The sequence below is a fragment of the Marinimicrobium sp. UBA4209 genome, from assembly GCF_002381585.1.
GTDB lineage: Bacteria > Pseudomonadota > Gammaproteobacteria > Pseudomonadales > Cellvibrionaceae > Marinimicrobium > Marinimicrobium koreense.
This window is the reverse complement of sequence record NZ_DFTP01000079.1, coordinates 1-779: the sequence shown is the minus strand read 5'-3', so window position 1 is coordinate 779 and position 779 is coordinate 1. Positions and strand designations below refer to the sequence as shown.

The 779-nt window shown below is 57.0% G+C and carries 1 protein-coding gene; it reads right to left on the bottom strand.

What is annotated here, in order from left to right:
* Positions 1-62 precede the first annotated feature (62 nt).
* The coding region (locus B3187_RS11800) for a class I tRNA ligase family protein (protein ID WP_286806653.1) at positions 63-779 on the bottom strand (717 nt) is incomplete at its 5' end.

Genomic DNA, 779 nt, shown 5'->3' with positions numbered 1-779 from the left:
TCACGGGTATTTACGGCGGATGCGCTTCGCTTATCCGCCCTACGCAAAGTCGAGGAAAATTATCAGAGACTCTCGATTCGACGTACCTGCTCCTGCAACTTACTCAACGCGGATTTCAACCCGTCCAACCGATCGCGCTCTTTATCGACCACCTCTTTAGGCGCTTTGTCGACAAAGCTTGCATTGCCCAATTTGCCTTCGGTTTTCTGGATGTCTTTTTCCAGTTTTACGGTTTCCTTGTTCAACCGCTCCAGTTCCGCATCCTTGTCGATCAGACCGGCCATGGGTACCAGCAGCTCAAGATTACCCGCCAGTGCTGTGGCGGACACCGGGGCCTCGTCCCCCGGGTTCAGCCAGGTGACATCTTCCAGGGCGGCAATTTTGATCAGGTACTGGCGGTTGTCGTTCAGGCGGCGCTGATCCTGATCGGAGCCGTTGTAGAAAAACAGCGGCAGTTTTTTCGCCGGGGAAATGTTCATTTCCCCGCGAATGTTACGCACGCCCAGGATCACTGCTTTCAGCCATTCGATATCGGCTGAGGCCTCGGCATCCACCTTGCGCTCATCGGCCACGGGGTAGGGCGCGAGCATGATGGTCTCGCCCTGGGCACCGGACAGGTCTTTGATCTTCTGCCAGATTTCTTCGGTGATGAATGGCATCAGCGGGTGTGCCAGACGCAGGGTGGTTTCCAGCACGCGGATCAGGGTGCGGCGGGTGCCGCGTTTCTGTTCGGCGGTGGCATTCTCGTCCCACAGGACCGGCTTGGACAGCTCCAGATA